The organism is Actinoplanes italicus, assembly GCF_003001815.1.
In the GTDB taxonomy this organism is placed as follows: domain Bacteria; phylum Actinomycetota; class Actinomycetes; order Mycobacteriales; family Micromonosporaceae; genus Actinoplanes; species Actinoplanes italicus.
The window spans coordinates 368,978-392,455 of record NZ_PVMZ01000010.1; the positions used below are offsets into that span (position 1 = coordinate 368,978).

Annotated in this window: 23 protein-coding genes; 8 read left to right on the top strand and 15 right to left on the bottom strand. The window is 70.0% G+C overall.

All coding sequences use genetic code 11. From position 1 onward, the window contains the following. Window positions 1–7: 7 nt before the first annotated feature. From CLV67_RS25575 to CLV67_RS25620, 10 genes are read right to left on the bottom strand one after another with little or no spacing between them, the layout of a single operon-like run. Window positions 8–757 (bottom strand): SDR family NAD(P)-dependent oxidoreductase, encoded by a 750-nt coding sequence (locus CLV67_RS25575; RefSeq protein WP_106322594.1) that lies wholly within the window; start codon window positions 755–757, stop codon window positions 8–10. 55 nt (window positions 758–812) lie between these two features. After that, window positions 813–2,093: an enolase C-terminal domain-like protein gene (locus CLV67_RS25580; protein WP_106322596.1), complete on the bottom strand. Its 1,281-nt coding sequence runs from the start codon at window positions 2,091–2,093 to the stop codon at window positions 813–815. Continuing rightward, a complete protein-coding gene (locus CLV67_RS25585; protein ID WP_106322598.1) occupies window positions 2,090–2,923 on the bottom strand; it encodes a fumarylacetoacetate hydrolase family protein in 834 nt (277 codons plus the stop codon). The genes CLV67_RS25580 and CLV67_RS25585 overlap by 4 nt, the downstream gene beginning before the upstream one ends. Beyond that, window positions 2,920–3,747 (bottom strand): amidohydrolase family protein, encoded by an 828-nt coding sequence (locus CLV67_RS25590; protein WP_239166297.1) that lies wholly within the window; start codon window positions 3,745–3,747, stop codon window positions 2,920–2,922. Before CLV67_RS25590 ends, CLV67_RS25585 begins: the two co-directional genes overlap by 4 nt. Then, complete coding sequence (locus tag CLV67_RS25595; RefSeq protein WP_106322600.1) at window positions 3,744–4,703, bottom strand: aldo/keto reductase; 960 nt, start codon at window positions 4,701–4,703, stop codon at window positions 3,744–3,746. Before CLV67_RS25595 ends, CLV67_RS25590 begins: the two co-directional genes overlap by 4 nt. Next, window positions 4,700–6,223, bottom strand: coding sequence for a sugar ABC transporter ATP-binding protein (locus CLV67_RS25600; protein ID WP_106322602.1), 1,524 nt, complete (start codon window positions 6,221–6,223; stop codon window positions 4,700–4,702). Before CLV67_RS25600 ends, CLV67_RS25595 begins: the two co-directional genes overlap by 4 nt. Beyond that, entirely contained in the window at window positions 6,223–7,209 is a 987-nt protein-coding gene (locus CLV67_RS25605) for an ABC transporter permease (protein WP_106322604.1), read from the bottom strand. Before CLV67_RS25605 ends, CLV67_RS25600 begins: the two co-directional genes overlap by 1 nt. Continuing rightward, entirely contained in the window at window positions 7,206–8,204 is a 999-nt protein-coding gene (locus CLV67_RS25610; protein ID WP_106322606.1) for an ABC transporter permease, read from the bottom strand. The genes CLV67_RS25605 and CLV67_RS25610 overlap by 4 nt, the downstream gene beginning before the upstream one ends. A 56-nt stretch (window positions 8,205–8,260) precedes the next feature. Continuing rightward, on the bottom strand, window positions 8,261–9,346 hold the full coding sequence (locus tag CLV67_RS25615) for a mandelate racemase/muconate lactonizing enzyme family protein (RefSeq protein ID WP_106322608.1): 1,086 nt from the start codon (window positions 9,344–9,346) through the stop codon (window positions 8,261–8,263). Window positions 9,347–9,355: 9 nt separating this feature from the next. Further along, window positions 9,356–10,408 (bottom strand): sugar ABC transporter substrate-binding protein, encoded by a 1,053-nt coding sequence (locus tag CLV67_RS25620; protein WP_106322610.1) that lies wholly within the window; start codon window positions 10,406–10,408, stop codon window positions 9,356–9,358. Between the two features lie 116 nt (window positions 10,409–10,524). On the opposite strand from CLV67_RS25620, the gene CLV67_RS25625 reads away from it, so the two are divergent. Next, window positions 10,525–11,193, top strand: coding sequence for a GntR family transcriptional regulator (locus CLV67_RS25625; protein ID WP_106322716.1), 669 nt, complete (start codon window positions 10,525–10,527; stop codon window positions 11,191–11,193). Window positions 11,194–11,297: 104 nt separating this feature from the next. Here the strand turns inward: CLV67_RS25625 and CLV67_RS25630 are convergent, their stop codons facing one another. From CLV67_RS25630 to CLV67_RS25645, 4 genes are all read right to left on the bottom strand, one after another. Then, window positions 11,298–11,747 carry a hypothetical protein gene (locus CLV67_RS25630; protein WP_106322612.1) on the bottom strand — a complete coding sequence of 150 codons (450 nt, stop codon included), beginning with the start codon at window positions 11,745–11,747 and terminating at the stop codon, window positions 11,298–11,300. A gap of 239 nt (window positions 11,748–11,986) precedes the next feature. Then, window positions 11,987–14,707, bottom strand: a complete 2,721-nt coding sequence (locus CLV67_RS25635) for a glycosyl hydrolase family 95 catalytic domain-containing protein (protein ID WP_106322614.1) — start codon at window positions 14,705–14,707, stop codon at window positions 11,987–11,989. A gap of 171 nt (window positions 14,708–14,878) precedes the next feature. Then, a complete protein-coding gene (locus CLV67_RS25640) occupies window positions 14,879–15,550 on the bottom strand; it encodes a FadR/GntR family transcriptional regulator (RefSeq protein WP_106322616.1) in 672 nt (223 codons plus the stop codon). 58 nt (window positions 15,551–15,608) lie between these two features. After that, complete coding sequence (locus CLV67_RS25645) at window positions 15,609–16,151, bottom strand: EXLDI protein (protein ID WP_106322618.1); 543 nt, start codon at window positions 16,149–16,151, stop codon at window positions 15,609–15,611. Between the two features lie 50 nt (window positions 16,152–16,201). On the opposite strand from CLV67_RS25645, the gene CLV67_RS25650 reads away from it, so the two are divergent. From CLV67_RS25650 to CLV67_RS25665, 4 genes are all read left to right on the top strand, one after another. Then, on the top strand, window positions 16,202–17,182 hold the full coding sequence (locus tag CLV67_RS25650) for an ATP-binding cassette domain-containing protein (RefSeq protein WP_106322620.1): 981 nt from the start codon (window positions 16,202–16,204) through the stop codon (window positions 17,180–17,182). Then, a complete protein-coding gene (locus CLV67_RS25655) occupies window positions 17,179–17,982 on the top strand; it encodes an ABC transporter permease (RefSeq protein WP_106322622.1) in 804 nt (267 codons plus the stop codon). Before CLV67_RS25650 ends, CLV67_RS25655 begins: the two co-directional genes overlap by 4 nt. A gap of 87 nt (window positions 17,983–18,069) precedes the next feature. After that, a complete protein-coding gene (locus CLV67_RS25660) occupies window positions 18,070–19,332 on the top strand; it encodes a hypothetical protein (RefSeq protein WP_106322624.1) in 1,263 nt (420 codons plus the stop codon). A 33-nt stretch (window positions 19,333–19,365) separates the two neighbouring features. Next, window positions 19,366–20,553, top strand: a complete 1,188-nt coding sequence (locus tag CLV67_RS25665) for an MFS transporter (RefSeq protein WP_106322626.1) — start codon at window positions 19,366–19,368, stop codon at window positions 20,551–20,553. Here CLV67_RS25665 and CLV67_RS25670 read toward each other — a convergent pair. Continuing rightward, window positions 20,540–21,037 (bottom strand): cupin domain-containing protein, encoded by a 498-nt coding sequence (locus tag CLV67_RS25670; RefSeq protein WP_239166296.1) that lies wholly within the window; start codon window positions 21,035–21,037, stop codon window positions 20,540–20,542. The two genes, CLV67_RS25665 and CLV67_RS25670, sit on opposite strands and share 14 nt — an antisense overlap. Window positions 21,038–21,140: 103 nt before the next feature. Here CLV67_RS25670 and CLV67_RS25675 point away from each other — a divergent pair, with 103 nt between their 5' ends. The 3 genes from CLV67_RS25675 to CLV67_RS25685 form a co-directional block, all read left to right on the top strand. Then, window positions 21,141–21,473: a hypothetical protein gene (locus CLV67_RS25675; RefSeq protein WP_106322628.1), complete on the top strand. Its 333-nt coding sequence runs from the start codon at window positions 21,141–21,143 to the stop codon at window positions 21,471–21,473. Between the two features lie 219 nt (window positions 21,474–21,692). Continuing rightward, window positions 21,693–22,928, top strand: a complete 1,236-nt coding sequence (locus CLV67_RS25680) for a YncE family protein (RefSeq protein WP_170153984.1) — start codon at window positions 21,693–21,695, stop codon at window positions 22,926–22,928. A gap of 171 nt (window positions 22,929–23,099) precedes the next feature. Next, on the top strand, window positions 23,100–23,478 hold a 379-nt coding region (locus CLV67_RS25685), incomplete at its 3' end, for a DUF6055 domain-containing protein (RefSeq protein ID WP_249037962.1).

Here is a 23,478-nt window from a genome sequence, read left to right on the forward strand (position 1 = left end):
CTTCCGGTCACTTTCGGGGCAGGCGGAGACCGGACATGCCGCCGTCCACCGCGAGCGACATGCCGGTGGTCGCACCGGCCTCCGGCGACGCCAGGTAGGCCGCCGCGGCCGCCACCTCCGCCGCGCTCACCAGCCGCCCGGTCGGTTGCCGCGCCGCCAGCCGGGTGCGTTCGCCCTCGGGATCGTCGGTGCGCGCGAGCAGCCGCTGCACCCACGGGGTGTCGACGGTGCCCGGGGCCAGGCAGTTCACCCGGATGCCCTCGCTGACCAGATCGGCGGCCATGGCGAGGGTGAGGGAGTGCACGGCGCCCTTCGACGCGGAGTAGAGGGCACGCTGCACCAGGCCGGCGGTGGCCGCGATCGACGACAGGTTCACGATCGCCCCGTGTTCGCTGCGGCGCAGGAACGGCAGCGCCGCCGAGGTGGCCCGCGCGATGCCGACCACGTTGACGTCGAGAACCCGGTGCCACTCGTCGTCGTCGTTGCCCTCGACCGGCCCGATCGCGCCGATCCCGGCGCTGTTGACCAGGATGTCGATGCCGCCGAAGGTGTCGGCCACCGTGGTCATCGCCGACTGCAGCGAGCCGCGGTGGGTGACGTCCGCGATCACGGGCAGCAGGCCGTCGGCCGGTTCACCGGGATCGAGGTCGAGAACACCGACCCGTGCGCCGCGGGCCCGGAACTCGGCGGCGACCGCGGCGCCGATGCCGGAGCCTCCGCCGGTGACGACAGCGACCAGGGTGCTGAAAGAGGACATGATCAACCTTTCCCTGTTGAGAAGACGGTGCGGGAGCCGTCGAGGCTCATCGTGATCAGGCCCATTCCGGCCCGTCCGGGAAGGCGAACCGGTGCAGTGTCCCGGGCCGCATCCGGGCCGAGAACCCGGGCGCCTCCGGCAGCCGGTACGCCCCGTCGCGGATGACCACCGGGTCGACGAAGTGCTCGTGCAGATGGTCGACGTACTCGATGACACGGTCCTGCAGGCTGCCGGAGACGGCCACGAAGTCGAACATCGACAGGTGCTGGACGAGTTCGCACAGGCCGACACCACCGGCGTGCGGGCAGACCGGGCGGCCGAACTTCGCGGCGAGCAGCAGGATCGCGATGTTCTCGTTGACGCCGGCCACCCGGCAGGCGTCGATCTGCACGATGTCGACCGCGTCGGCCTGCAGCAGCTGCTTGAACACGATCCGGTTCTGCACGTGCTCGCCGGTGGCCACCCGGATTCCCGACGGCCTCAGTGCCTTGCGGACGGCGGCGTGCCCGAGGATGTCGTCCGGGCTGGTCGGTTCCTCGATCCACCACGGGTCGTACGGTGCCAGCGCCGTCATCCACCGCACGGCCTCGTCGACGTCCCAGCGCTGGTTGGCGTCGACCGCGATGCGGATACCGTCGCCGACGGTGTCGCGGGCCAGCCGCATCCGCCGGATGTCGTCGTCGAGGTCGTGGCCGACCTTGAGCTTGATCTGCCGGTAGCCGTCCGTGACCGCCTCGCCGGCCAGGCGTACGAGCTTGTCGTCGGAGTAACCGAGCCAGCCCGGTGACGTGGTGTAGGCCGGATACCCGTGCCGGCGCAGCTGCTCGATCCGCTCCTGGCGGCCGGGCCGGGCCGCGTGCAGCATGTCGAGCGCCTCGGCCGGGCCGAGGGCGTCACTGAGGTAGCGCCAGTCGACCAGGTCGACGACCTGTTCCGGGGGCAGGTCGGCGAGGAACTGCCAGACCGGCTTGCCGGCGGCGGTGGCGGCGAGGTCCCAGGCGGCGTTGATCAGCGCCGCCGCCGCCAGGTGCACGACGCCCTTCTCCGGACCGAGCCAGCGGATCTGCGAGTCGTGGGTGAGCCGCTTGGCGAACTCGCCGAGGTCGTCCACCGACTGCCCGATGACCAGGGGCGCAAGCGCTTCGATGGCGGCCCGGCAGACCTCGTTGCCGCGCCCGATGGTGAAGGTGAACCCATGTCCCTGCCCGCCGGTGTCGGCGGTGATCACCACGTACGCGGCCGAGTAGTCGGGGTCGGGGTTCATCGCATCGGAGCCGTCGAGCTCGCGCGAGGTGGGGAAGCGTACGTCGTACGTGTCGATCGAGGCGATCTTCATGCGGCGTTCCGGACCACGCTGCGCTGCCCGCCGAGCCCGTCGATCTCCACCTCGACCACGTCGCCGTCGGCCAGGTACGGGAACCGGCCCGAGAGAGCGACTCCCTGCGGGGTGCCCGTGTTGATCAGATCTCCCGGTTCGAGGACGGTGAACTGCGACAGGTGCCAGATCAGGTAGCCGACGTCGAAGATCATGTCGGCGGTGTTCGAGTCCTGCCGGGGTTCGCCGTTGACCCGGCTGCGCAGGCGCAGATCGTCGGAGTCATCCACCTCGTCCGGGGTGACCAGCCACGGGCCGAGCGGGTTGAACGTCTCGCAGGACTTGCCCTTGGACCACTGCCCGCCGGACCTCTCGAGCTGGAACTCCCGCTCGGAGACGTCGTTGGACACCACGAATCCGGCGATGTGCGCGGCCGCGTCGGCGGGCGAGTCCAGATAGCGCGCAGTCCGCCCGATCACCACACCGAGCTCGACCTCCCAGTCCACCCGTGAGGCTCCGCGTGGGATCAGCACGTCGTCGTGCGGTCCGACCACGGTGTTCGGTGCCTTGTAGAACAGGATCGGCGTCGTCGGTGGCTCGGCGCCGGACTCGGCGGCGTGCGCGGCGTAGTTCTGCCCGATGCACAGCACCACGCCCGGCCGGGCGATCGGGGCGCCGAGCCGCTGACCGGCGATGTCGATCTCGGGCAGTCCGTCCGCAGACGTCACGCCCCCGGCTGCCAGGAACGCGCCGTCGATGTCGGCGGTCACCGCGGACAGGTCGTAGTACCGCCCGCCGGTCTCGGCGACCGGCCGTTCCGCGCCGGCCGGTCCGACTCGCAGGTATTTCACGTGAGCTCCAAGTGGTAGGTGCTGATGGCGGTGCCGGCGAACACGTCGGCCGGGCTGCCTCCGAGCAGCCCGATCATCGCGTCCTTGACCTCGGGGTAGCTGGCCGCCACCTCGAGGACCGGCCAGTCCGAGCCGAACATGAGCCGCTCGGTGCCGAACAGGTCGACCGCGATGTCGACGTACGGCTTCAGGTCGTCAGGTGTCCAGGTCTCCCAGTTCGCCTCGGTGACCAGGCCGGACAGTTTCGCGACCACGTTGGCCCGGGCGGCGACCGGTGCGATCAGGTCGCGCCAGCGCCCGAGTTCCCCGGCCGCGATCCCCGGCTTGCCGAGGTGATCCAGGACGAACGTGGAATGGGGCAGCGCCTCGGCGGCCCGCGCCACCGACGGCAGCTGGGCGGCGCGGACCACCAGTTCGTTGACCAGCCCGGCCGCGGCCACGGTGGCCAGCCCGTCACGGACGGGCGCCCGGTCGAGGAAGTCGTCGTCCTCGGCCTGAACCTGGTCGCGGATGCCGACGAGCAGATGCCCGCCCGGACCGGCCCGGTACGCGTCGATCGTCACGGCCAGCACCGGATCGAGCAGGCTCGCCCAGCCGACCACACCCGCGATCTCCGGCGTGTCCCGGGCGATCTCCAGGAACAGTCGGGTCTCGGCGGCCTCGCAGCGTCCCGCCTCCACCAGCACGGTCCGGTCGACACCCGCCGGGCCGATCACCGCGCGCAGGTCGTCGACCGTGTAGTCGCGCCGGATCCGGTCCAGTGACGGGTCCCGCAACCACGCGTAGCCGGCGGTCCAGAGGTGATGGTGCGCGTCGATGATCACCGGATCAGTCCTTCCGAGCGCAGATCCGGCCAGAGCGTGCCGGGGATCGGGACCGCGGCCATCCGGACGGCGTCCTCGACCTCGGCCGGGTTCCGCGCGCCGACCAGGACAGACGTCACCGCCGGGTGGGTCAGCGGGAACTGGATCGCGGCGGCTCGCAGCGGCACACCGTGGCCGCGGCACACCTCCTGGATCGCGAGCGCCCGCTCGATCAGGCGCTCGTCGGCGGGCGCGTAGTCGAACCGGGCGCCCGGCCGCGGGTCGGCGAGCAGACCGGAGTTGAACACGCCCCCGGCGATCACCGCGACACCACGGTCGGCGCAGAGCGGCAGCAGCTCGTCGGCGCCGGACTGGTCCAGCAATGTGAACCGGCCGGCCAGCAGCACGGCGTCCAGATCGCCGGTGCGTACCAGGCCGGTGAGCATCGCGGACTGGTTCATCCCGGCCGACACGGCACCGATCCGGCCGTGCTCCCGCAGTTCCACCAGCGCGGGCAGCGCCTCCCGGACGGTCTGGTCGAAGTGCTCGTCCGGGTCGTGCAGGTGCAGGATCTCGGCCCTCTTCAAACCAAGACGATCAAGGCTTTCGGCGTACGACGTACGCACGCCGTCCGCACTGAAGTCGAAGACCGGTGTCACCCCGGTGGGTTCGGCCCAGATGTCCTGGACGTCCGAGCCGCCCGGCCGCAGCAGACGGCCCACCTTCGTGGACAGTGTGAGCTCGTCGCGTGGCTTGCCCGCCAGGACCTGCCCGGCCCGGCGTTCGGCCAGCCCGTTGCCGTACAGCGGGGCGGTGTCGAAGAACCTGATGCCCAGTTGCCAGGCGTGTTCCACGGTGGCCCGAGCCGTCTCGGCGCCGACCGCGGTGAACAGCCCGCCGAGCGGGGCGAGACCCAGCCCCAGCCGGGTCACGTGCACCTCGGTCCGGCCGAGCCGGACACGTTCGATCGGGTTCATGCCGCGCTCACCCGGCCCTCGACATGGGTCTCGGCGTGGACGAGCCGGATGATCTGCTGGCTCATCCGTGGATAGTCGTGGTCGTTGTCGAGCTCGCCGACGACTCGCAGGTCGCTCATCACCGCGATCCGGTCGGCCAGCACCACCACCTCGGGCAGGTCCGACGAGATCAGCAGCAGCGCCAGTCCCTGCGCGGCGAGCCCCGCGATCAGCTCGTGGAACGCCGCCTTGGTCCGCACGTCGATGCCGACGGTCGGCTCGTCGACGATGAGGATGTCACAGTCGGCCGCCAGCCACTTGGCGAGGCTCACCTTCTGCTGGTTGCCGCCGGACAGCTGCCCGGCGAGCTGCCGCGGCGACGAGACCCGGATGCCGAGGCGCTCCACGTACGTCTCGGCGAGCGCGCGTTCCCGGCGGTCGGGCACGAGCCCGGCGCGGGCCAGCCGACGCCACACCGTGACCGCGATGTTGCGGGTCACCGGCTGCTCAAGGAACAGGCCCTCGTCCTTGCGGTCCTCGGTGACGTAGCCGATCCGGTGGCGGCGCAGCGCCTCACCGACGTTACGGATCCGGGCCGGTTCGCCGTGCACCTCGACCGTGCCCGCGGTGATCCGCTCCAGCCCGAGCACGGCCTTGGCCAGCTCGCTGCGGCCTGCGCCGACCAGCCCGTACAGGCCGAGGATCTCGCCGGGACGGACCGCCAGCGAGACGTCGCGGTGGCCCAGTGCGGTACTGACGCCGTCGAGGCGCAGGGCGGGTGGCGCCTGCTCGCCGACCGTACGCTCGGCCAGCTCGATCGAGGCGAACGCGCGGCCCACCATCAGGTCGACGATCTGGCCCTGGGTGAATCCGGCCAGCGGCTCGGCCTCGGCCACGCTGCGCCCGTCGCGCAGGACCGTGACCGTGTCGGCGACGGCGAAGACCTCCTCCAGCTTGTGGCTGACCAGCACCACGGCGTGCCCGGAGTCGCGCAGCCGGCGCACCACGGTGTAGAGCCGGTCGGCCTCGTCGCCGGTCAGCGACGCGGTCGGCTCGTCGAGCAGCAGCACCTTGTTGTCCAGACTGAGAGCCTTGGCGATCTCGACGAGCTGGCCCTGCGCCACCGACAGCCGGGCCACCGGGGTGTCCGGGTCCAGGTCCACCTCGAGCAGGTCGAGACAGCGCCGGGCCTCGGCCCGCATTCGCGCGCGGTCGAGCCATCCGGCCCGGCCGGGCAGGTGGTGGAGCACGATGTTCTCGGCCACCGAGAACGCCGGGATCAGGTTGCGCTCCTGGTGGACCACGCCGATGCCGGCCCGCTGCGCGTCCAGCGGACCGCCGAGGTGCAGCTCGCCGCCGTCCAGGGTGATCCGGCCGCCGTCCGGGCGGTACACCCCGGTGAGCAGCTTGACCAGCGTGCTCTTTCCGGCTCCGTTCTCGCCGAGCAGCGCGTGTACGGTGCCCGGTTGCAGGGTCAGCGTGGCGCCGTCCAGGGCACGCACTCCGGGGAACGTCTTGACCAGGTTCTCCGCGACGAGCATCAGGTCGACCTCTCCCGGACTCTCTGCCGGATCGTGCCGAGCAGGACCGCGCCGAGCACCACGGCGCCGATGATGAGATCCACCCAGCGGGGGTTGATACCGAACTGAGCCTGCATCACATCGACCAGCCGCACCAGGAACGCGGCCAGAACGGTACCGGCCACGCTCACCATGCCACCGGTCAGCGCGACCCCGCCGATGATCGGCGCGGCGAAGCTGGGCAGCAGCAGGTCGTCGCCGATGGTGGCGTTCACCGAGCCCGACGCCGACACCGTGATCACCGCGGCCACACCGGCGAGCAGGCCGGACAGGCCGTGCGCGATGATCACCGACCGGTCGTTGGAGATGCCGGAGAGGCGGGCCGCGAACGGGCTGCCTCCGCTGGCGAGCAGCTGGCGGCCGGTCACGGTACGGCTGAAGAACAGCGCCACCGCGACGGCGACCGCGATCGCGACGAGGAACACCGCGGGCAGGCCCAGGATCGAGGCACGTCCGAACGCCCGCAGTCCCTCCGAGTAGCCCTGGTAGGTGTCGGGGCCGTTCACCCCGTACCGCAGGCCCTGAATGATCGTCATGGTCGCGAGGGTGACGATGAAACCGTTGATCCGGGTCAGCACGACCAGAGCGCCGTTGATCAGACCGGCCACCAGCCCGAGCAGCAGCGCCGCCGGCACCGCGACCGGCGCCGGGAACCCGGCCTCGATCATCAGCCAGGCGGCGGCCATCGCGCAGAATCCGGTGAGCGCGCCGACCGACAGGTTCATCTGACCGACCGCCAGCACCACCATCTGGGAGAGTCCGATGACGATCGGCACGGCGAGGAACCGGAAGAACGCCTCCAGAGTCCCGGCCGAGAGCAGGTTACCGCCGGTGGCGAAGGCGAGCGCGAGGAAACCGGTGGCCACGATGACGCCGAGGGTGAACTCGGGCGTGCGCCACAGGTGACGGCCCCGTCGGGTGACCCGGTCGGTGGCGGACAGCGTCATGGCGCGGCCTCCCGTCGCCCGGCGAGCACGTGCCGTGCCCGGTCCAGCGAGAGGGCCGCCAGCAGCACCAGCCCGATGTAGAGCTGCAGCCGGTCCAGCTGGAACTGCAGCAGGTTGAGCCCCTTGTAGATGACCTGGGTGAGCGTCGCGCCGAGGACCGTGCCGAGCACACTGACGGCACCGCCGGCCAGCAGCGTTCCGCCGAGCACCGGCGCCAGGAACGACGGCAGCAGGAACCCGTCGCCGATGCCGGCCGAGAACGCCCCGTTGTTGGCCGCCAGCAGGAAACCGGCCAGGGCGGCGAGCAATCCGCTGAGCGCGTGGGCCTGCACCACCCGGCCGCGGGTCGGGATTCCGGACAGCTCGGCGGCCCGCGGGCTGGAACCGGTCATCAGGATCTCCCGGCCCACCCGTGACCAGCGGAACAGCAGCCCGGTGAGCAGCGCCGCAGCCAGCGCGAACGGCGCCACCAGCGGGATGCGCGGCCCGCAGATCTCGCCCGCGCAGTAGTCGGCGAACGTGTCGAAGCGCAGCGCCTCCATCCCGGCCGGCATGGTCGGGAAGGCCACCCCGTCGACGACACCCGTGTAGAGGATCGTGATCAGGCCGACCAGCGCGAAGTCCATGGCCAGGGTGACCACGAACGAGTTCACCCCGGTCCGCGAGATGATCAGACCGGCCAGGGCGCCCAGCCCCGCGCCCACGACCAGCCCGGTGAACAGGCTGACCAGCAGTCCGGCGCCGAGCGTGTGGTGGACCAGGCCCATCGCGAACGCGCTGGTCGCCGCCATCCGGCCGACCGCCATGTTCATGTGGCCCAGTGACAGCACGCTCATCTGTGCCAGGCCGATCACCAGGTACACGCTGATGTCGGACTGCAGCGGGGTCAGGGTCAGCCGGGTGTCCAGGAAGGCCGGGCGGATGGTGCTGAACAGTGCCACGAGCAGGACCAGCAGCACCACGAGGCCGACCCGGGGGTTGGCCCACAGGGGCATCCGCCGGGGTCTGCGTGGTGGCTCGGCCGGCGGTGCCGGTGTCTCGACTTGGGCGGTCAACTCGTTCTCCGGTCGTCGATCGCGTCACGATTCCAGGCGATGCCCAGCCCCGGTGCGGACGGGGCGAGGGCGGTCCCATCGGCGATCTCGATCTCGCCGCCGGTGATCGCGCGCAGTTGCGGGATGTGCTCGAGGTACCGGCTGTTCGGTACCGCGCAGCAGAGACTCACGTGCAGTTCCATCAGGAAGTGCGGGCAGACGATCACGTTCGCGGTCTCGGCCAGGTGCGCGACCTTGAGCCACGGCGTGATGCCGCCGATCCGGGCCACGTCGACCTGGACCACCCCGGCCGCGCCGCGACGCAGGTACTCGGCGAACTGGCCGGGGGAGTACATCGACTCGCCGACCGCGATCGGGATCGCGGTGGCGGCCGTGAGCGCCTGATGCCCGGCCACGTCCTCGGCCGGAAGCGGTTCCTCGAACCAGAACGGGTCGTACGGCTCCAGCAGCCGCGCCCGGCGGATCGCGTCGGCGGCGGTCAGCGACTGGTTGGCGTCGAGCATGACGTCGAAGCCGGCGCCCACCGCGGCCCGGACCGCGCCGAGGCGTTCCGCGTCCGCGGCGGGACTGCGGCCCACCTTGATCTTGATGCCGGGCCAGCCGGCCTTCCGGCTCTCCAGTGCGCCGGCGACCAGCTCGTCGGTGCTCAGGTGCAGCCAGCCGCCCTCGGTGTCGTACAGCGGGATCCGATCCTTCGCGCCGCCGGCCAGCACCCAGAGGGGCAGCCCGGCGGCGCGGCAGCGCCAGTCCCAGAGGGCGGTGTCGATCGCGGCCAGCGCCAGGGAGGTGATGGCGCCGACCGTGGTCGCCTTGGTGCTCAGGAACAGGTCACGCCAGACCGCCTCGATACGCCGCGGATCGCAGCCTGGCAGCCGGGGGAGCAGGTTGTCGCGCAGCAGCGCGAGCACCGCTGTTCCGCCGGTGCCGATGGTGTAGCTGTACCCGGTGCCCGTGCCGCCGTCGTCGGTGCGGATCTCGACGAACACCGTCTCCTGCTTGACGAAGGTCTGAAGGGCATCGGTACGCACCGTCTCGACCTCGAGATCGATCAGGTACGCCTCGGCGTGGGTGACGACAGGCACGGACGCCCCCTACCTGCAGGTGAGGTACTGGCTGTCGAAGGCCTGGCGCAGTTCGGCGGTCTTGGCCTTCCGGTCGGTCTCGTAGCTGTCCACGTTCGCCTTGGTGACCACGAACGAGCCGGAGTCGACGATCACGCCGGCGTCGGCCATGGTGCAACCTCCGGCGAGCTTCATCAGGCCGTACGAACCGACCGTCGCCTGACCCACCGGGTTCTGCAGGACGGTGCCGGCCACGGAGCCGTCCTTGATGCCGTCGAGGATCGTCTTGTCGTCGTCGATCGCGATCACCTTGATCGGCAGTTTCGCCTGCTTGACGCCCTCGGCCGAGGCAACCGCGGGGTTGTAGGCGGTGTTGACGATCGCGGTGATCTCGGAGCCCTTGGCCGCCAGGAGGTCGGCCACGGCCTTCTGAGCGGTCTGCAGGTCGGTGTCGATGTCGGTGACCACCTGGATGATCTTGACCTGGCCGCCGGTCTCGCCGACCGCCTTCTCCACTCCGGCGATCCGCCGCTGGGTGTTGGAGTCGACCTTGTTGCCGGTCAGGTGGGCCAGGTTGCCCTTGCCGCCGATCGTCTCGATCGCCGCCTTGGTGGCCTTGTACGCGGCCTCCTCGACGTCGGTGGAGAGACAGAAGTCGGCCTTGTTGACGTCACCGGCCGGGCAGGACGCCAGCGAGGCGACCGGGAAGCCCTGGCGTTTGAGGTCCTCGAAGGTGGAGTTGATGTTCTCCGGGGCCACGCCGAAGATCCCGAAAGCGTTGTATCCCTGTGCGGCCAGCGACTTGACCACGTCGTTCTGTTTGGTCTGGTCCCAGCCGGAGGTCTCGTTGAAGGTGGCGTCGCCGAGCTTGAACTCGGTCTTGACGTCGGCGGCGGCCGTCTTCCACGGCTGGAAGTAAGGGTGTGCGCCGCCCGGGATGAGGGCGACCTTCACCTGATCGGGGCCCTTGCCGGTGGAGGCGGTGGCCGCTTCGTTGTCCGATTTCCTGGTGCACCCGGCCGTGGCGACCAGGCTGATCAGCGCTGCCCCGATGCCGAGGCGGAGGAACGGGGACCGCTTCATGCGGACTCCCTTTCCAGTTCGTAGATCCTATAGGATCTTTCCTGGATGTGTACTCGCTCACACTGAAGCCCGTCAAGATGCAATGTGGAAACCCGAGCGAAACAAGGATGGTGAACATGGCCAGGCCGCTGTCTCTGGTTCGCCTGCACCGGCCGACTCTCGGCGACGACGTCTACGAGACCCTGCGGTCGGCGGTGCTGGAGCACATCCTCGCGCCCGGCGACCGGGTCAACATCGACGCGCTCGCCCGTGAGCTCGACGTCTCACCCACTCCGGTGCGTGAGGCGCTCGCCCGTCTGGAGTCCGAGGGCCTGCTGCGCAAACGGCCGCGCGCCGGCTACACGGTCAGTCCACTGCTCACCGTCGCCGAGTTCAACGACATGTTCGACATGCGCCTGCTGCTGGAGTGCGCGGCCGCCCGCTGGGCCGCCGAACGCGCCACCGACGAGCAGTGCGAGGAGCTGACGGCCGAGGCGGCCCGCACCGTCGAGGGCGGCGACGACCGCACCTGGCACGCCGCGTTCACGGCGCTCGACGCCCGTCTGCACGACCTGGTGGCAGAGCTGTCGGCCAGTCCGCTGCTGCGGGAGTCGATCAACCGGTTGCATTCCCACCTGCATCTTCACCGGCGCTATTTCCCGTACGACCAGACCGCCATCACCAACGACGAGCACCGGGTCCTGGCCGCCGCCATCCGTGACCGCGACCCCGGCCGGGCCGAGGCCGCCATGCGCCTGCACCTGATCCGCGCCCGCGAGCGCCACCTCGTCGCGTTCGAGGAGTGAGCATGCGGCTGGCGCTCCCGCCCAGGGCCGCCGCGCCATCTCCCGGTCCCCGACGTCCACGTCGTGGTCCCGGAAGGCCGGCGGCCCATTGATCGCCGGATGCCTCAGCAGTTCCCGGATATCGTCTTGAGGCCTACCCACAACCGGCCGTTGCGGTCCATGTCGACGGTCGAACCGGCCTGCCCCACCGTGTTGCTGGCCCAGAGGACGGTGCCGAAGAGCGGGGTGTAGATGACGAAGTTCCCGTCGTTCTGATACACCGCGTAGGGCCGGTGGCTGAAGGTGTTCGAGGCCCAGCAGACCTTGTCGACCCTGCTGTGGCTCATGTTGCCCTTGTACAGCACGAGGTTGCCGTCGGCCTGCATGATGAGCCAGTACGTCTTGCCGCCGGGCCAGGTGGCCTGGATGTAGTCGTCGGCGTACAGCGTGCTTCCCCGGCGCAGTTCGTAACCGATGTTTCCGGCAACGGCCGGAGCGGCGGTGCCGAACACGACCGCCGCGGCGGTGGCTACGGCGACGGCGATGCCGCCGATTCGACTCGGTTTCGTCCGCATACAGTTCCCCCGTTATCGAATTCTCATCGAACTATGTAGATGCAACGTACCGACGACGGCTTGTCCTGTCCATGACGACCGCGTTATCGACGCACTTATCAGAGTGCATTCGATTTGTTCCCGATTCGCGATTTTTAGCCTCTTGAAACAGGCCGTTTCTTGTCCGTTGTGTAGCGGAAGAATTGTCGACAAAGGCTGATACTGCGGGCCGTGTCCGGGGTGACGGTCCGGCCGCCGGGTCACGAAGTGATCAGGTAGAACTTCTCCCAGGGACCGATCGCGTCGCGGTTGGCGATCAGAGCTGCCGCGCCGCCGTTCTCGGCCACCACGTACTTGTTGTTGACCGTGGCCCGGAGGCTGATGGTCCCGTCGCTGTTGTCGACCCGTGCGAACGTCTCCCATGGCCCGGCCGCGGCCCGGTTCGCGACCAGCGGATTCGCCCCGGCGTTCTCGGCCGCGACGTACTGACTGTTCGCCCGGGACCGCAGCGCCACGTTGCCGCCGCCGAGATCGATCACGTCGAACCGTTCGGTCGCCCCGATCGAGGTGGCGCTCGCGATCAGCGGCGACGTGCCGGCCGCCGTCACGTAGTTGTCGTTCGCCACCGCCCGCAGCGCGAACCCTGCCTGCGGCGGTTGCCCGCCACCGAGACCGAGCGTCGAGGCGGTGCCGCTGAGCGCCTTGACGCCGTTGTTGGGCGAGGCGGTCAGGGTGGTCGCGGTGTAGTTGCTCAGCGGCTTGGCGGTCCGCTCGATCACGTAGGTGGTGTTCGCGGCGGTGGCGAAGGCGACCTCGCCGGCCGTCGTGGTGGTCAGGATCGTGTTGTCCGAGGCGCGCCGGACCCGGATCTCCTGGCTGCCCCAGGGGTTGACCACGCGTGCCTGCTTGCCGTGCAGGCTGCGCACACCGACGTACTTGGTCTCGTTCGCCTCGCGCTCCGCGCTGACCAGGAACCCGTCCCTGGCCGCCAGGGTGAACTTGCCGGCGAACCCGGAGTCGGCCGGGACGGCGGGGAACACCCGGATCTTGTCGTTGTACGACTGCATCAGCGACTCGTTCATCGCGGCCAGATGGATGCCGAGGTACTCGAGGACGCCGTTGGTGTTGGTGGTCATGCCGTTCGGGTGGTTCTGGTACTTCTGCAGCATCGTCCGCATGCCCGCGAGCGCCTGCTGGCCCAGGCCGAGCCGGGCCGCGTGCACGTGGTCGTTGGACCAGACGTTGCCGTACGGGTGCGGGCGTACGTTCCACGAGTTGATCAGCGTCGGGGTGTCGGAATATCCGATGCCGCTCAGGTCGTACGGCCAGACCAGCTCCAGGACCGGGTTCTCGTTGTTACGCGTCTGCGAGATCGGCGGGTCGTGCGGCAGATAGGCCCCGTTCTGGATCTGGTACGGGGCCAGGTTGTTCAGAACGTCCTGCCAGCCCGCGCGCAGTCCCGAGTCGAGGCCGAGCTGTGTGGACACGTCGATGGCCAGCGGGAACAGTTTGCGGATCGCTCCCAGGTCGGTGATCGCGTTGCGCTGGTCCCAATACGTCTCGTGCACGTTGGAGCTGGCCATGTAGTACTGGGCGCCGTTGCGCGACAGCCGGTTCTGGTAGAAGCGGGCCGACTCCCTGATGAACGGGTACGCCACGTCACGCAGGTAGGCGGCGTCGTTGGTGTACCGGTAGTACAGGTACATGTTGTAAGCGGCCTCGAACCCGGTGGAGTACAGGTCGTTGACGTAATCGCTGTTGATCGTGCCGCGCGCGTTGCCGTCCCAGCCCATCGTCTCGGGCACCCACAGCGAGTCGGTGCCGTACCTGGTCTGGGTGTACGACCGCAGCGCGGTGTAGTTGCGGCCGTAGAGGTTGTTGAACGTACGCATCAGCTCCGGATGGTTGGAGCTGTAGAACGAGTTGTAGACGTCGCGCTGATTCCAGTACCAGTAGCCGTTGCTCCACTTGGAGTTGTCCTGGGTGGCCCGGAACACGCCGTTGATGAAGTGGACCGGATAGTTGCCGTATCCACCCGCGGCGATCATGTACGTCGCCAGGTAGTAGACGTTCTCCAGGTAGTCGCCGTCGGATCCGCCGGTGTTGTACTGCACGAACGACTTGGCCCAGAACGCGTGCCACCAGCTCCGGTAGTTGTTCAGCGTGGTGGCGTATCCGGCCTGCCTGACCGTGGCGAGCTGGTCGCGGGCCGCCTGCACCGAGTTCCGGTCCGGGGCGTTGACCCGGCTCGCGGCGGTGAACCAGATCGTGTAGCTGCTGGCCGGGGTGATGTTGAGCCGCACCCGGGTGCCGTTGACCACTGTCGAGGTGAAGGCAGTGCCCTCGACCGTGGCGGCGAGCGTGTAGCCGAAGCCGTTCGGATCGGCCTGCCCGCGGCTCAGGCCCACGCCCGTGGAGTCGGCGAACGTGCTCGCCTGCCGCCAGGTGTCCAGGTTGGGCACGTCGGCGATGTTCTGCACGGTGCTCAGGTCCCACAGGCTCAGGTCGAGGCCGACGGTGGTGGAGCCGAAGCCCTCGACGCGGAGGCCCATCACCTCGGAGCTCGCTGCGCCCAAGACGGTGACTGTCCGGTTGCCGGAGTATCGCGTGGTGAGCGTGCCGTCGTGCAGCGACAGCCGCGACCCGGTGCTCGCGCCGACGCCGGTGAGGTTCACGTTCCCGGCGGCGTAGGTGGACTGCTGGGCCAGGTCAACGCCGGACACCTGCATGGTGAGACCATTCTGGTCCCAGGCCATCGCGCCGGTGCGGCCGTTGCCGACGGTGAGGCCCTTGACCGGGTCGGTGTTGGGGGAGTTGTAGACGACGTCGTGCCGGGACAGGTACGCGGCGCGGTCGACGTTCAGGGCGCCGGTGCCGGAGTTGAACGCGGCGTCCGTCGTGGACGCCGCGGCCGGTGCGGGGACGGTCAGTGTGGCGCCCATGGTGAGCAGGCAGAGAGCAGCCGCGAGCAGCACCTTCATGGGGAGACCCTTCGGTGGCAGGGGAGTGGGGGTCGCAACTCGCCCTGTCCGCCGACATCAGGGCGTGACATGGATTTAACATCCGATGTTTGGTGCGGTCAATCGGCATCGGTCGTTGTCCGGTTCCGGAACCGGATGGCCGGTACGGCCAAGACATGGGATGACTGGCGGTCAGAGGGCTTGGCGCAGCCACTCCTCGACGCCGGCGATGTGGATCGTGGCCCATGACCGGGCCAGGTCGGGCCGCCGCGCCGCCAGGGCATCGTGGATGGCCTGGTGCTGCTCGCGGGTCCGCGACACCGCGTCCTCCTGGGTCAGGCCCCGCCACACCCGGGCCCGGGTGGTCGGCGCCGACAGGCCCTCGATCAGCGAGCAGAGCACACCGTTGCCGGCGCCCGCCGCGATCCGGCGATGAAACTCCAGGTCGTTCGCGACCAGCGCGTCCACGGTCGGCCCCGGGCCCAGCTCGTCGAGCAGGGCCTGCAGCTTCTCGATGTCCGAGTCGCTCATCCGCTCCGCGGCGAGCGCCGTGGCGGCCGGTTCCAGGATGCGGCGGACCTCGAGGAACTGCAGGACCGTGTCGTCACGGTGGAAGTCGACGACGAAGCTCAGCGCGTCCAGGAGCACGCCGGGATCGAGGCTGGTCACGTAGGTGCCGTCGCCCTGCCGGACGTCCAGCACCCGGATCATCGACAGCGCCCGGACGGCCTCACGCAGCGAGTTGCGCGACAGACCGAGACGAGCGGCCAGATCGGCCTCGCGGGGCAGGCGGTCACCGGGGCCGAGCTCGCCCGACATGATCATGTTCTTGATCTTGCCGATCGCATCGTCGGTCAGTGCCACGCGCTCTCTCCCGTCGATGCGAGTCCGGCCCGCTGCCGCTGACCTTACAAGCGTCCCCTCAGATGTCGAGGTCCTCCACGTCGGGATCGTCCTGGATGCTCCGCAGCGCGAGCGCGTACAGCTCCGGCGGCAGCAGCGGCTCGAGCTCCTCGGTCGTGTCGACGACCGTGAACACTCCCTGCGCCGGGGTGCGCATCCAGGCCTGGTCGGGTGACCAGTCGCCGATCCAGCCACGCCAGCCGGTGGACCATTTGCGGGTGCGGTCGGCGTGGGGGCCGACCGGGATGTTGAGCTCCGAGCGGGAGTGGTGCACGGCGAAGCGGCCCTTGCTGGTCCGGAACAGCGAGAACGTCTCCTCACCCTCGTTGCCGGAGGCGGTCCACTCGCCCAGGGCGACACCGAGGAACCTTTTGATGGACGTACGCCCGAGCCCGACCTTGACCGTGATCTCGGTGAATCCGGCCTGCTTGGCCTGCTCGACCTGGACCAGGCGGCGCAGGGCCGTGACGATCGCGCCGGACAGGTTGCCCCCGGTCAGCTCCTGGGCCCTCTGCAGCAGCGGCAGGTCGTCGTCGGCGATGTAGATGGTCTTGTTCGGCATGCGGCTCCCCCTCTGGACAGGAGTGTACTCATACGTGTACGACTACATACATGTATACGTACACGGAATCGCCGCCGTGTCCGGTCGAGGCCGAGGGCCTCACCGTGACCTACGGCAAGATCACCGCCCTGGACGGACTGAGCCTGCGCATCGAGGCGGGCACCGTCGTCGGGCTGCTCGGTCCCAACGGGGCCGGCAAGACGACCCTGGTCAAGGTGCTCTCCACGCTGCTGCGGCCCACTCGTGGCACCGCGCGGATCATGGGGCACGACGTGGTCCGCGACCCGTTGCCGGTCCGCCTCGCCATCGGGCTGGCCGGTCAGTACGCCGCCGTCGATCAGGAGCTCACCGGCAGGGAGAACCTGGAGATGGTCGGCCGCCTCTACCGGCTGCCCCGGGCGGAGGCGCGCCGCCGGGCCGCCGAGGTCCTCGAGCGCCTGTCGCTCACCGACGCCGCCGACCGGCGCGTGGCAGGCTACTCCGGCGGCATGCGGCGCCGGCTCGACCTGGCCGCCAGCCTCACCGGTCGTCCACCCGTCCTGCTGCTCGACGAACCCACCACCGGCCTCGACCCGAGGTCCCGGCAGGAGCTGTGGGCGATCGTCGACGAGCTGCGCGACGCCGGGACGACGGTGCTGCTCACCACGCAATACCTCGAGGAGGCCGACCGGCTCGCCCAGCGGATCGTCGTCGTCGACGCCGGCACCGTGATCGCCGAGGGCACCCCGTCCGCCCTCAAGGCCGGCATCGGCACCGACATCCTGCGCGTGCGCCTGCCCGGACCGGCCGGACTGCCCGCGGCCGCGGAACTGCTGACCGACCTGGCCGCCACCGGCACCGAGGTCGTCACCGACCGCGTGACCGGCGAGCTCACGGTCCGGGTGTCCCGGCCGGACGCCTCCGTCGAAGCACTGCGCCGCCTCGACCGGCAGGGCGTGGACGTGACCGCCGTCCAGCTCACCCAGCCCAGTCTCGACGACGTCTTCCTGTCCCTGACCGGCCGTACCGCCGTCCTCGAGGAGGCTCGATGACCACCGGAGTGACCACCCGCGGAGGCCGGCAACGGCTCACACCCGCCGCCGTTCTGCACGACAGCCGGGTGCTCGCCGCCCGCCAGCTGCGCAAGACCCTGCGACGCCCCACCTACATCGTGTTCTCGTTCATCCAGCCGGTCATCTTCGTGCTGCTGTTCCGCTACATCTTCGGCGGCGCCATCGACACCGGCGCGACCAGCTATGTCAACTTCCTGATGCCCGGCATCATCGTGCAGACCGCGATCTTCGGCGCCCTCGTCACCGGTCTCGGGCTCACCGAGGACCTGGGCAGCGGCGTGGTCGACCGGCTGCGTTCGCTGCCGATGGCCCGGTCCGCGGTGCTGCTCGGCCGGACCGCCGCCGACCTCGTCATGAACGTCTTCACCCTGACGGTGATGATCGCGGTCGGTCTGCTCGTCGGGTTCCGGCCCACCGAACCGGCCTGGCGGCTGGGCGCCGCGTTCCTGCTGGTGCTGGCTTTCTCGTACGTCTTCAGTTGGATCAGTGCCTGGATCGGCCTGACCGTGCGCAACCCGGAGACCGCCCAGTCCGCCGGTTTCATCTGGGTGTTCCCGCTGACCTTCGCGTCGTCGGCGTTCGTGCCGGTCGAGACGATGCCCGGGCCGGTACGCACGTTCGCCGAACACAACCCGGTCACCCTGGTCGTCGACACCGTCCGCGGCCTGACCATCGGCGCACCCGACCCGGCCGGCCCCGCCGTGCAGGCCGTCGCCTGGCTCGGTGCCCTGCTGCTGGTCTTCGTCCCGATCGCGGTCCGAGCCTTCCGCCGCGCCTGACCGCCGTCGTGTCCGGGCTCGCCGCGCCTGACCGCCCGTTGTGTCCGGGCTCGCCGGTTCGGCGTCGGCCGGGCAGAATGTCCGCTCATGGCGACAGCAGAGGTGGCCCGCGCGGTGGCGCGGTACGCGAAGCGCTTTCATGCGGCGGCCGGCGAAGGGCATGGCGTCGCGTCGCCGCTCGGAGCCTGGCTGCTCCTGGCGCTGTGCGGAGCGGCGGCCGGGCGGCGTTCCGGCAGCGCCGGGCGGGAGCTGGCGGAAGCGCTCGGCATGGATCCGGCCTCCGCCGCGGCAGCGGCCACGGCGATGCTGGCCGACGAGCATCCGGTGGTCCTGTCGGCGACGGCGGTCTGGGGCCTGCCGGAGGACGGCACTCAATCCCTGCGGGCATGGCTGGCCGCGCTGCCGTCCTCCACCGAGACCGGACCGATACCGGCTCAGCCCGACCTCGACCGATGGGCGGACGACCACACCCTCGGCCTGATCAACACGTTCCCGGTGCAGGTCCCGGCCGAGGCGGTGCTGTTGATGGCGACAGCGCTGGCGTCCCGGGTGTCATGGCGGGATCCGTTCGACATCGTCCCCGCCGAGGAGCTGAGAGCCGGCAGTGCCTGGGCCGGACGGCTGACCCGGGTGCTGAGCAGTCCGGTCCGGGGCCATCACGGGTTCATCGTGACCACCGAGGAGGCCGGCGACGTCATCGTGCACGTGGCGGAGGCCAAGGTCGAACCCGGAGAGCCCGGCCTCTCGGTGCTGTCGGTCGCCGCGGCCCCCGAGATCCCACCCGCCACCGTGCTCGCCGCCGCGCACACCCTCGCCGTGGAACTCCACGAAGCCGGCCCGTTCGGGCAGTGGCCCCCGCAGACCGGCCACCTGCCGGGACGGCGGTCGCTGTACGACCTTCCGCTCGGCGAGGCCCCGCTGTGGACCATCACGGAGGAGCCGGCGCTCACCTATGGACGGGAGGAGCGCTATCGGTCGGTCCTGCCGTGCTGGTCCGCGGAGAGCGAGCACGACCTGAGCCGCGAGGTGTTCGGATTCCCGGCCGCGCTACGGGTACTGGAGCCGGTCATCGGGGCGAGCGGGCTGGACCTGAAGGCCAAGCAGAGTGCGGTGGCTCGCTACAGCCGGTACGGCTTCGAGGCTGCCGCGGTCACCGTCCTCATGGCCGTCACCGGCCTCCCGCCCGAGGGCGTGGTCCGGTCCGCGGAGCTGCGGTTCGGGCACCCCTACGCGGTGGTCGCGGTGGCCACCGACGAGCGGCCCGCGGAACAGGCACCCTGGCACGGCGTCCCGGTCTTCTCCGCCTGGGTGAGCGACCCGGACGACGTTCCCGCGGAGGAGGCCGGCTGAGTCGCCCGGTCAGCGCCGGAGGAGACTGCGGTCATGGCCGACGGCACGGGTCTGCGTACGGTCCTGCGCGTACCCGGTGTGCCGAAGCTGCTCACCGCGCAGACGTTCACCGTCTTCGGCGACACGGCGCTCATCCTCACGCTCGCCGTCTGGGTGGAGAACCGCACCGGCAACAGCTCGGCGGCCTCGATGACGATCTTCGCCTTCGCAGCCGGCGTGGTGCTGGCGCCGTCGGCCGGCGGCCTCGTCGCGCGGCGTGCCCCGCGCCGGATGATGGCGCTCGCCAACCTGGCCGCCACCGGCGTCGTGCTGTCGCTGCTCGCGGCCGATCACGGCCCGCTCTGGCTGGTCTACCCGATCTCGGCGCTGTACGCGTTCACCGGATCCGTCTCCGCCGGCGTCCTCGTGGGCTACCTGCGCGAGCTGGTCCCCGAGCCGCTGCGGGTCCCGGTCAACGCCGAGTTCCAGTCACTGCACCAGCTGTTGCGCCTGATGTCGCCGGTGGCCGGGGTCTGGCTGCTCGCGACGGGCGACATCACGCTCGTCGTGCTCGTGGTGGCCGCCTCGCTGGTTCTCGGGGCCGCGCTGATCACGCTCGGTCCCGACGTCGGCGTGGTGCCGGAACCGGAGCGCCGTGGCCGAGGCGGCTACGGCGTGCTCTGGTCCGATCCGGAGCTGCGCAGAATCAGTCTCCTCGCGGTCGCGGCCGGCGCGGCCCAGGGCTTCGCGCAGACGCTCGGCTTCCTCGTCATCCAGCACTCGCTGCACCGGGCCGCCGAGTTCATCGCGGTGTTCGTGACCATCCAGTCGGTGGCGGGGCTGCTCAGCACCCGGATCGGCGCGATCCGCCGTATCGCCCGGCCCGAACTGCTGGTCACCATCGGGCTGTTGCTCGCCGGGGCCGGCTACGCCGTGATCCTGCTGCCGGGTCTCTCTCCGCCGCTCGCCGCGTTCGTCCTGGTCGGCGCCGGGCTGCCGTGGATCCGGATCGGGTACACGAGCGCGCTCCAGCAGCGCGGGACCCCGGCCACCGCCACCGGCGTCGCCCTCGCGGGCCTGTCGCTGCTGAGCCTGGTGCAGACCACGTTCATCGCTGTCGGCGCGCTGCTCGGCCTGTTCGTCGGCTGGCGGATCCTGGCCGCCGCCATGGTCGTCGTCCTTCTCTCGGCCGCCGGTTCGGGCGTACGTCATGCCGGGTTGAAATGGTCTAGGGCGCGCTGAGGCCGAACCGGCGCACGACGTCGGCCAGCCACGGCGTGTCGACGAACTCGAGACCGTGCTCGGCAGCCAGCGCGGCACCCCGCTCCGGGTCCTCATCGGCGGCCTCGACCATGTCGACGACCGCATGGAAGAACAGGTCGAACCCGGCCGGGCTGATGATCTCGATCATGCGGGCGGGCACGGAACCCGCGTTCCACATGGCGTGCGCCTCACCACGCGGCTTCGTGATGTAGCCGCCCGGCCCCAGCACGGCCTCGCGGTCCCCGGACCGGAAACCGATCTCGCCCGCGGTCACGATCGAGTACTCGTCCTGCAGCGTGTGGATGTGCGGCGGCACGAGCGCGCCGGGCTGGAATTCATGCTCCACGATGGCCAGAGCGCCACCGGTGTCGGCGCCCGAGAGCTTGAACTCGACGGTCATGTCGCCCAGGTCACCCTTGCGGCCCTCGCCGGGACGGACGACCCGCAGATTCGGTTCACTCACGATCCCAGTCTTCGATCAACGGGACAGGCCGTCAATCGAATTGGCGCGACCCGTGAACGTAGGGTGGTGCCGGAGCGAGGGGAGAGCTGTTGTGGGTTGTACGGTGACGGTGTGCCGGGACTGCTGCTGCGGCAGCCTGCGCAAACATCCGTCGGTCGACCACGACGCCCAGCTGACCGCCCTCCGGGCGAACCTCGAACCCCATCATCGGGTACGCACGAGCGACTGCCTGGACGTGTGTGCCCAGTCGAACGTGATCGTGGTTCAACCGGCTCCCGGAGCCCGCCGCGAGGGCGCCCGGCCGGTGTGGTTCGGCCTGGTTCTCGACGACGCGGTCCTCAGCGACCTGATGGCCTGGGTGCGCGCCGGCGGCCCGGGCGTCGAGCCGCTGCCGCCGGTCCTCGAACTGTCGGTGATCGCCCCGGCGAACGCCTGAAACGGCCGCCAGCAGTCCCTCCTCGGCGTGGACCCGCACCTCGGCGTGGAAGGCGGCGCCCCACGGCGACGGTCGGCCCGTCGAGGGCTCGGCGTCCGGCGAGTCTCGGGCTTCGCGTTCAGCAGGGGAACATTGCGACATCTATCAATGTGAGTCTATCTCTTGTTTCATGGTCGTTACTGATCGGTAACAGCCATAAACATCGATGGGAGTCGACTCGTGAATTCACTCGCAACCCTGAAACGCCTGGCCGCGGCAGCCCTGGGCGGCCTGCTCGTGGCCGGTGCCACCGCGGTGCCGGCGAATGCGGCGGCCGCCCTGCGGGAGGTGATGTTCGTCGGCAACAACTGGGAGGGGACCGTCGACGTCATCGAGGCCAGTGGCTCGTACAGCCGTATAGGCCGGCTCTCGGTCGTCCCGGACCGCACGCAGCGGCTCGCCGAGATCTACCTCAACCCGATCAGGCTGGCGTTCTACCTCGGCATCCAGCAGGGGCCGGGGGAGGGCCACGACCAGCTCGTCGACGACATGTACACCACACCGGCCGGTGACGCTCTCGTCGTCTCCCGGCCCAGCTTCGCCGACGTGGTCTCGATCGACCTGGCCACCGGGGCGGTGCGCTGGCGATTCGCGGTCAGCGGCTTCCGCTCCGACCACATGGCGGTCTCGCCGGACGGCCGTACCGTCGCGGTCTCCGCCTCCACCGGCAACACCGTGCACGTCCTGGACATCGTCACGGGGCGGCAGCTCGGCTCGTTCGCCACGGGTGACAAGCCGCACGAGAACATCTACACCGGCGGCGGCCGCTACCTCTGGAACATGTCGATCGGGGAGGTCAACACCGACCTCGACGCGCCCTGGCTCGACTTCACCAAGGGCGACCGCAAGATCACGGTCGCGGACACGAGCACGTTCCGTGTGGTCAAGACCATCGACATGCGGCCCCGCCTGGACGCCTTCGGCCGGTCCGACCTGTCCGACGCGGTGCGCCCGGCGGTGTTCGCCCCGGACGAGTCGAAACTGTACTTCCAGGTCTCGTTCTTCGCGGGCCTCATCGAGTACGACGCGACGACCGACAAGATCACCCGGATACGGGACCTGCCGCAGAACCCGGCCACCGACCCCGACCGCACCACCTGGGTGAACGACTCCCGCCACCACGGACTGTCGATCAGCCGGGACGGCGCGAAACTCTGCGTCGCCGGAACCATGGACGACTACGCGACCGTCGTCGACCGTGCCACGCTCAATCCGGGGCCGCTGGTCAATGCGATCAAGCCGTACTGGGCCACTGTCAGCGCGGACGGCCGTGACTGTGTCATCTCCGAGGCGGGCGCCGACAAGGTCACCGCGATCAGTTTCGCCACCGGGCGGGCGGTCGCCTCGGTCCCGGTCGGTGACCATCCCCAGCGCGTGCGCATCGGCCGGATCCCGGTCGGCTGGGCGGCTCCCTGACGGCGGGAGCCACGTCGCCGCCGGTCCGATGTGCCGGCGGCGACGTTCCGCGTTCATCACACCGAAACCTTGCCGAAAACGTTTTCATGGGTCAGGGTGGCACGCATAGACGGCGGCCTATCAGGGTTCCCCGCCCGGCCGTCGGCCGCTCCCCTCGACAGGTGGTGAAACATGCAGCTTCCCCGTGCGCGGAGATGGCGACCCTGGCTGGTCGTCCTGTTCGCTCTCACGCTGCTCACCGGTGCTTCCCTCGCGCCGCAGCTCGTCCCCCCGGCCTCGGCCGCAGCCAAGACCGTCTACATCCCCGCCCGCTGGACCCAGACCGGTGAGGTGCCCTGGGCCGCGAACCGCACCCGCGAGTCCACCAACTTCATCCTGCTCTGGGGAGAGAAGTCGGGCACCGACCCGGTGTCGGCGCCGTCGCCGTACAACTTCGATCCGAACAGCATCATCACCCAGCTGGAGAACCTCTACAGCTTCTACGTGAACACGATGAGGTTCACGCCGGAGACCGGCCTGCTGGCCCAGCACAAGATCGTCGTCATCGTCA